Origin of the sequence: Dokdonella sp. (assembly GCF_049593775.1) — a bacterium.
Lineage (GTDB): Bacteria > Pseudomonadota > Gammaproteobacteria > Xanthomonadales > Rhodanobacteraceae > Dokdonella.
Window position 1 is genome coordinate 1 of sequence record NZ_JBAWHJ010000370.1, and the last position, 7,851, is coordinate 7,851.

The 7,851-nt window shown below is 60.7% G+C and carries 8 protein-coding genes; 2 read left to right on the plus strand and 6 right to left on the minus strand.

Features of this window, described 5'->3' with window-relative positions; all coding sequences use genetic code 11:
* From WBP53_RS12700 to WBP53_RS12725, 6 genes are all read right to left on the minus strand, one after another.
* A partial coding sequence (locus tag WBP53_RS12700) for a polysaccharide deacetylase family protein (RefSeq protein ID WP_423929491.1) occupies window positions 1-174 on the minus strand: 174 nt, incomplete at its 3' end.
* A 121-nt stretch (window positions 175-295) separates the two neighbouring features.
* Window positions 296-1,399, minus strand: a complete 1,104-nt coding sequence (locus WBP53_RS12705) for a glycosyltransferase (RefSeq protein ID WP_423929477.1) — start codon at window positions 1,397-1,399, stop codon at window positions 296-298.
* Window positions 1,396-2,769: a phenylacetate--CoA ligase family protein gene (locus tag WBP53_RS12710; RefSeq protein WP_423929479.1), complete on the minus strand. Its 1,374-nt coding sequence runs from the start codon at window positions 2,767-2,769 to the stop codon at window positions 1,396-1,398. Before WBP53_RS12710 ends, WBP53_RS12705 begins: the two co-directional genes overlap by 4 nt.
* Window positions 2,766-4,319: an oligosaccharide flippase family protein gene (locus WBP53_RS12715; protein ID WP_423929481.1), complete on the minus strand. Its 1,554-nt coding sequence runs from the start codon at window positions 4,317-4,319 to the stop codon at window positions 2,766-2,768. The genes WBP53_RS12710 and WBP53_RS12715 overlap by 4 nt, the downstream gene beginning before the upstream one ends.
* Window positions 4,316-5,587, minus strand: coding sequence for an O-antigen ligase family protein (locus WBP53_RS12720; protein WP_423929483.1), 1,272 nt, complete (start codon window positions 5,585-5,587; stop codon window positions 4,316-4,318). The genes WBP53_RS12715 and WBP53_RS12720 overlap by 4 nt, the downstream gene beginning before the upstream one ends.
* Before the next feature lie 174 nt (window positions 5,588-5,761).
* Window positions 5,762-6,745, minus strand: a complete 984-nt coding sequence (locus WBP53_RS12725; protein WP_423929485.1) for a polysaccharide deacetylase family protein — start codon at window positions 6,743-6,745, stop codon at window positions 5,762-5,764.
* Window positions 6,746-6,954: 209 nt separating this feature from the next.
* On the opposite strand from WBP53_RS12725, the gene WBP53_RS12730 reads away from it, so the two are divergent.
* Window positions 6,955-7,641, plus strand: a complete 687-nt coding sequence (locus WBP53_RS12730; protein ID WP_423929487.1) for a J domain-containing protein — start codon at window positions 6,955-6,957, stop codon at window positions 7,639-7,641.
* Window positions 7,642-7,649: 8 nt separating this feature from the next.
* On the plus strand, window positions 7,650-7,851 hold a 202-nt coding region (locus WBP53_RS12735; RefSeq protein ID WP_423929489.1), incomplete at its 3' end, for a hypothetical protein.

The following is a 7,851-nucleotide window of genomic DNA, read 5'->3' on the forward strand; positions in this document are numbered from 1 at the left end:
GGTGGCCTTTGAAGCATGGCTCGCCAACAGGTCTAGCAGGCGTGGGGTATGTTGCTCATTCGGCCCGTCGTCGAATGTCAGGTGCAGGTTGCGGCCAGCGGCGACTCCGGTCGTCAGCATCCATGAATCCGGCAACCATCTGAGCAACTTCAGCTTGTTGGGTCTTGGATTCATTGCGCGTATCCGGAATGGGTGTGCTCCTGCCGCTGCAGGACACGGCAAGGCGGTTCCACGCGTTGCGCGTGACACCAAGCACGAAACCGCAATCTTACGCGGCGAGCGTCGAAACGACTAGCTAAGACAATGCGTACACGGCGTCGTAACGTGCAGCCATGGTCGTGACGGAACCTTCATCCAGAACCCACTCCCGGCTGGCCCTGCCCATCCTGGCCATCCGCGCCGGATTTTTCAGCAACTCGACCAACGCATTGGCGAGTGCGTCTTCGGAGCGAGCCGGGATCACGATGCCATTGACGCCGTCGAGCACGATCTCGGCATTGCCGCCTACGTCCGTTGCGATGATAGGCAAGCCCGCCGCGCACGCTTCGAGCAATGCAATCGAATAGCCCTCGGTAAGCGATGGCAGTGCGAACAGGTCAAAGCCGCGCAGGAGTTCACCAACATCGCTGCGGTCGCCCAGCAGGAAGACGCGCGCACCGGCACCACTCTGGTCTGCCTGTTTCTGCAACCCGGCTCGAAGGGCACCATCACCGACAATAACCAGCGCAGCATCGGAAACCTGCTCGAACACCTTCGCAAAAGCAGCAATCAGGCTGGATTGATCCTTGGCCCAGTTGAGCCGACCTACGGTGCCGATCACACGCGTACCGCCTGGCAAGCCAAGGCTAGTCGCCAGACGCGTGGACGATGCATCGTCGGCCGGATCGAATTTCTCCACCCGAATCCCGTTGGCCACGGCCAGCAGCTTTTCCGCCGGCACCGCGCCGCTCCTGAGCATGTCCTTTCTGGCCGCTTCGCAAACGGTGACCACGAAATCGGTGCGCGCCAGTGAACGTCGATAAATCCATTCGCGACGGCTAACGGTAGCGAGGCCACCCATTCCATGCCGGGTATTTATCGTGCGACGAATTTCCAGGCCGATTGCAGCCAGGACTGCGTGGTAGTGAGCCACGGCATTGTGCGTATGAAGTACCTCGCTGCCGTGATCGCACAGGTGATCGCGCAGGCGTCGAATCGCGGCAAAATCGAATCCCCGTTGTTTTCTGCATGCGTATACCGGCACGCCTTGCTCGACGAGTTCGTCGGCCAGCGAACCTCGCTCGAACAGGCAGATGACCTGGCAATCATGTCCCAACGTGCGCTGAGCGCCGATCAGGTCGATGACGGCACGCTCGAGGCCACCCCGATTCAGGTTCTCGACGACGTGACTGATCTTCACGACGGCCTGGGTTCCTGGTCGAGTTCGCAAACCGCAACGCGGAACTTGCCACTGGCGCTGGTCGGAATGTGTTCGACTTCATGAAACCGAACGGACACACTGTCACCCAGCACCTGGGCCAGCTCATGGCGGAGTTGCTGCCGGTTTGATTCTCCGAAACCCGGCTCCGGAACAATATAGGCATCCAGTACCGACAGTTCTCTCTGGACGACCTGATAGTGCTTGACCCGGTCCACGCCAAGGAAGGCGTAGACGATGTACTCGCCAGGCAGGATATGTCCGGCCGTCGTGCGAAGAGTATCCAGCTTGCGCCCATCGATCCGCTGCAGAAGCGGCAATCCCCTTCCACAGCTGCAGGCTCCATCAGCAGCCGTGGCCAGGTCGCCATTGACGTAGCGCAGCAGCGGCATGCCGTAGTTGTGCAAGTCGGTCAGGATCACCTCGCCGATCCGGTCTCCGGCCGGACTCGCCTGCATCGACCCAAGCTCGACGCGAAGGTGGTCGGCGGTGATATGCAAGCCATCGCGCTGCTCGCACTGCGAAGCGATCAGCATGACTTCCCGGCACCCGTAAGTATTGAACACAGGGCAGCCGAAGGCTTTCTCGATCACTTTGCGCTGCGCATCGTGCAGGGCTTCCGCCGCGCTCAGGATCGACTGTGGCCGATGAACCTTGAGCTCGTGCTGCAGGATCCACTCGGCCATGCGCAGCAGCGGTCCGGCGTAGCCGACCAGAACCTCGGGCCGAAACCGGTTGAAGCGCTCGACATACTCCGGCATGCGCTCCTCGCTCATCAGGAAGGCATTGAGCATGTATCGATTGAACGCCGCGTGGTAGATGGCTTCCTTGATGCGATGAATCCGGCTCGGATCGATGATGTGCATTCCCCACAGATACAGGGTGCGTCGCCCCATGCGGGCGCCAGCCCAGGCATAGCCGCGCCACATTGCGGCAATGCGACGTTCGTAGCTTTCCCGCGTGTATCCGAACTTCAACGGCTCGCCCGTGGAACCGCCCGTGGTCTTGTATAGCAACCCCTCGCGCATGGAAGGCGCATGCAGGTCCTCGAAATTGGCGCGAATCTCGGGTTTGGTGAGGACCGGCAACTGCGCGTAGTCCTCGAACGAACGCAGATCGGCAGGCGTGATGCCGAGCTCCTTCCAGCGCCGCTGGTAGTACGGCACCTCATTCCAGCAAAATTCGATCAGTCGCTTGAGCTTCTTCCATTGCAGTTCGGCAATCTGCTCGGCAGGCAGCCATTGGTTGTGCTCGTACTCGCGCAGATAGGCCAGCGTGGGCCGACGACGCAGCCCGCTTTCATAGAGCGGGAACAGCACGCGGCTGAATGCGGTTTCGTACCAGCGGCTCATTGCACCTGCCTCGTCGTCTTGCGTCCGGACCATTCCAGCAGCTGCATCAGCGCAGCCGGCCGGCCACGCGTGTAGCGCTGCAACAACTGCTGAAGATGCTCGATGTCGTTGCTGCTCCAGCAACGCAGCAGCAAGGTCAGAAACGCATACAGCATTGCAATCACGACGCCTCCCACAAGCAGCGTTGGCAGCGCCGGCCAATGGCCACGCAGCGGCAGCGCCGCCAATGCCGCCAGCGCCGCAGCCATCGTGATGCGCAGCAAGCGAGCCCAATCCGGGTGCAGGCCGATGGCACGCAGGGCGAGGATCGTGACGGCCGCGGCGTTGATGATGGCAACAACAAGATAGGCCAGCACCGCGCCGTTCAAGCCGTGGGCCCGGATCAGCACGATATCAAGCAGGATCTTCAGCAAACCCAGACTGACTACCATGATCAGAATGGTGAGCTGGCGATCGGCACTCACAAGAAGGCTCGACCCACCCTGGGTTACCGTGGCCAGTGAACAGGCGAACAGACAGACCGCGAATACAGGCGCTGCCGCAGCGTACTGGGCACCGTATAGCAGAGCGATGATCGGGGCACTGAAGACGGCACCAAAGGCCACCAGCGGCGCCGCAAGCATGGCCAGGTACGAGGTCGATGCAACAAACCGCTGGCCTGCAACGTCACGCCCCTGGCTCAGTGCATTGGCCATCATCGGCAACAACAATGCTCCGACGACGCCGGGCACGAGCATTGCCGCACCAACGGCCAACTGGTACGCCACCTTGAACATGCCGGCGGCATCCGCTGTACCAAACATGTTGAGGAAGAATACTTCGACCTCGCTGGCCGCGAGAAAACCGACCGTCACGGTCACCGCAACCAGGCGCATGTGACGTCGCACCCTGCTCAAGAGGGTTGGGGGCAGTACAACATCCTTGCCCGGTGGCGGGATCATCCGTGACGTGAGCATTTGCGAAACGCCGTAGAACAACGCGCTGGAAATCAGGAAGACCACCAGCAGCGCCTCGACTTCCGCGTCCACCCACCAGGCAAGGACAACCAGGCCGAGGTTGATCGGCGTTGCAATGCTGGCAACGATCGCGGTGGCGCGGAAATCCTCGAAGCCCTTGGCGATACCCACATTGAACATGTACTGCGCACGCAGACTGACCGCTATCACGAGAAAGCCGAACATCATCACGTGATTGAATCCGGGCGTGATCCGGTTGCCGGCGAAATACATCAGCAGGCCGCCAATGACGAGCACTGCGAGCAGGAACCATCGTTGCGCCCGACGCAGGTAGGCAATGGTAATGGCGATCTGGTCTTCCTTTCCGGCTCCGCGCAGCTCGGCAACAAACTTGATCACGGCACTCGCGGTTCCCGAGTTGGTCATCGCAACGCCCATGGCAACCATCCAGATCACCGCGCTGTAGGCACCAAAATCCTCCGGCCCGAGATGTCTGGCAATGAAGATCGACGTGAGCATGCCGAGCAGGTACTCGGTGTAGATGCCGACACTGGAAAACAGCGTGTTGCGGATCGCCTTCTTGCGGACGTTCACATCGTCACCAGGAGGAGCTTCACGATCACATAGAGTCCAAACGTGCAGGCAGCGGCGACAAGGGGCCAGCGCAGGATGTCCCGCGCCAGGTCAAAGCGAGGCAGGCCGGGATAGCGGCGGCAAGCGCCCGTGTAATAGCCGAGCACGAGGGCGGCAAGCAGGTACAGAAGGATGACATAGCTGCGACTGAGAAAGAACGCAGCCGAATAGAACCCGACTTGCGAGAGCAGCAGGGTGGTTGCGAGGGAACGTTCCGTTTTCCATTCGGCGATGGCCTGTTCGCCATCCAGTTCGGGCTGATGCTTGATCACCGCCATGACCATCCTGAAACCGTAGATGACGAATGCAAGCCAGATGGTGAGACCGATGATTCCGGTCTCGGCCAGCACCAGCACGAATGAATTGTGCGCGGTGAGATTCGCATTGTTGTCCGCAAACTGAAGCGGCCCTACACCGAACAGCGGATTGGCAAGGAACATTTCCAGGCCGGCGTACCAGGCATCGACGCGACCTGCGGCAGAGGATTCGCTGGCATCGATATTGGCCATTCGCGAGGGCAGCATCAGCAGTCCGCCGAGCATGCCCGCACCCAGCATCCCAGCCATGATCAATCCGCGACGCTGCCAGAGCCAGACGGCCGCGATGGCAACAATCGCAAGCAGTGCGCCACGTGAAGCCGTCAGGTAGATGCCATAGACAAGCACGCCCGCTGCACCCCACCAGAACAGTCGGCGCAAACCCAGCCAGCCACCCCGGCTGGCCAGGAACAGGGCCATGGGCAGGGTGATGATGAAAAGCAGGCCGAGATCATTGGGGTCATTGAAGATGCCCAGATACTGGATGCGTGTTTCCTGCGACAGCCCGACACCGGTCCAGCCGACACCCTGGCTGACCTGGTCGATGCCATGGATGGCCAGGATCACGCCACTCAGGACGAACACCAGCATCGTCTTCCTGACCCGGCCCAGATCCACGGCAGCATGTGCGAGCACGGTGAATGCGAGCACGGTCGGGCCGAAGCTCTCGAGCTGAATGAGGGCACCACCAAACCAGCCGTTGACGATTTGCGACAGCATCAGCACGACCAGGAACAATCCCAGCAACACATATTGCGGTGGTGACAGGTGCTTGTTGCGCGAAGGCAGCCAGAAGACGAAGGCGATCATCAGCACGATCGGCAACATCGGAATTCCGGAGTCGACCAGTGCCGGATAGTCCTGGGGGCGCACCAGGACGAGAACGAGGTAGAGCAGGATGAAGAAGAACATCAGGCTAGCCCGGACTGTTCATGAGTGGGCGCGATGATCGAGCAGACCATTGGACCAAGGCGACGCTGATCAAGGCGATAGCGGGCACTATCACCGCGTGAGCGAAATGCGGCGTGGATTCAGGGGACAAGCGAGGGCGCGTTTCATTCATGAATAATTCGGGCTAGTAGGCGCTCAACCAATTCGCTGGCGTGAAGGATAGGTGAAAGCCTCGGGAATCCCGAGCAGTGAAGCAAACCATGCCTGATCCATGTGACGTTCGATCGGCAGACGGCGCAACTCGAACTCCGGCTGGCGTGGTACCTGGCTGGTTCCCGCAACGTAGCTGCACCCGAGCCGGTATCCGGATTCGCGCACGGCGTCGATGACGGCATTGTTGTAGGCGTCATGGCCACCGACCGGGTAGGAAATCACATCGGTATCGGCGAGCAACTCCCGATCAATCGTCAGCTTCGACTCGGCAACTTCCGCAAGCATGGCTTGTGCCGGCAACTTCGCCAGCATGTTGTGCCAGATCCCATGCGAGCCGATTTCCATGCCGGCAGCCTGCATTTCACGCAACTGATCCCAATTCACCGGACGGCAGTCCGGATGACCTGACTCACGCGGCATTCCCCACTCATGCTCGAGACCTTCGATGATCGTCGATTGAAGGCCGGCATCCAGCCATTTCATGCGATCCAGCAGCCGCGCGGCTACGAGACGCCGCGCAGACCGGGATTCAGGCAAGGCCTCTTCAATCTCCAGCTCCCCGATGCGCAATCGTGCAGCCGGTGAATGCACGAGCATGTGCACCAGCCAGTCGTAGGCATAGGCCCTTCCGCTGTCGACATGTCCGGTCGAAACGAAGAACGTCGCCGGAACACCCAGTTCTTGAAGAATCGGGAACGCAATCCTGTAGTTGTCGTCATAGCCGTCATCGAAGGTGACGATGACCGATTTCGGCGACAGGGAACGCCCCTGCTCCCAGGCTTCGATGACATCACGGAACCGGATCGGCACGTAGTGGCGCCTGAGCCATTCCATCTGGGCACGAAACTGTTCGGCCGAGGCGCTGACCAGGTCAAGATCGAATCCGAATGCATCTTCGTCCTCGATGCTGAGGACGCGATGGTAGGCGAGGATACGCAGATCGCGAACCATCGCGGAACGCAGCATGGACGCAAGGTTGACGAGCCGCGTTCGCCAGAGGACCGAGGCAAGAAAGTGCCTCCGACTGCGCCTTGTCGCCGACGCCGATTCTGCATGGGTCATCGCCGACATGCTGTTTGCCCCTCCGCTGTGCGATCTCCGGGTGTGCCTGTTGCGTGCGCGCAACTGCGCCAATGTGCGTGGCGCGGTAAGATTGTATGTGCAAGGGGACAGGAATGGCAGGCAACACCGATTTCATCGCGCTCTATCAGGAATTGGAGCTCAACGCCGGCTGCACGCTGGAGGCGTTCAAGCACGCCTATCGAAAGCGTGTTGCGGCACTGCATCCCGACCGCAAGGGTGCCCACCCTCGCGCGCAACAGGACCTGCAACGCCTCAACGCCCTCTACACCGCGGCAATGGAGTTCCACCGCCGCCACGGACGCCTGCCCGGTGCCGCCCAACTGGGCTCGGGCGGTGCGCCTGGGCCTGTGCCAGCCCAGCCGAGGGAACCAGCCGCCGTGCAAGAGCCAGCCAGCGAATCGCGGGGCAGCTCACGTGCGGTTCTGGCTATCGTGGTACTGATCGTCATCGGACTGTGGATTGGCGCGAATTTCGCCCCGGCCGAAGATCCGAAAATTTCTTCCAGCCCTGCCCAGGCTGACAGCATCCAGCAGACGAAACCGGCAGCGGCGGTAGTCAGCATCATTGATCTTGGCGTCTCTGCCCAGCAGGTTCGCGACATCCAGGGTGAACCGGTCTCCGGTTGGGAACAGCGATGGGAGTACGGTCCTTCGTGGGTGGCATTTCGTTGCGGCGTCGTCATTGACTGGTACAGCTCGACCCTGCGCCCGCTGAAGGTGGCCACCGAACATCCACCCGCTACGACGAAATGGTCACCCCCACGCAACTGCAAGGAATAGCCTGACCGATGTTGAGTAAAGCCAAAGCCCTGCTGCAAAAGGTAAAACGGCGTTCCTGGATGAAGTACGCCTTGCGAGGGGTCGGGCCAAACGACAATCACGAGCGCCTGGATCTGGCCTATTCGATCGCCGATCCGTGGAACATGGAGTCGCCGGGCGAAATCTCGCGCTTCGAAGGCACCAATCGCATCATCGAACGGGAGTTTGGAT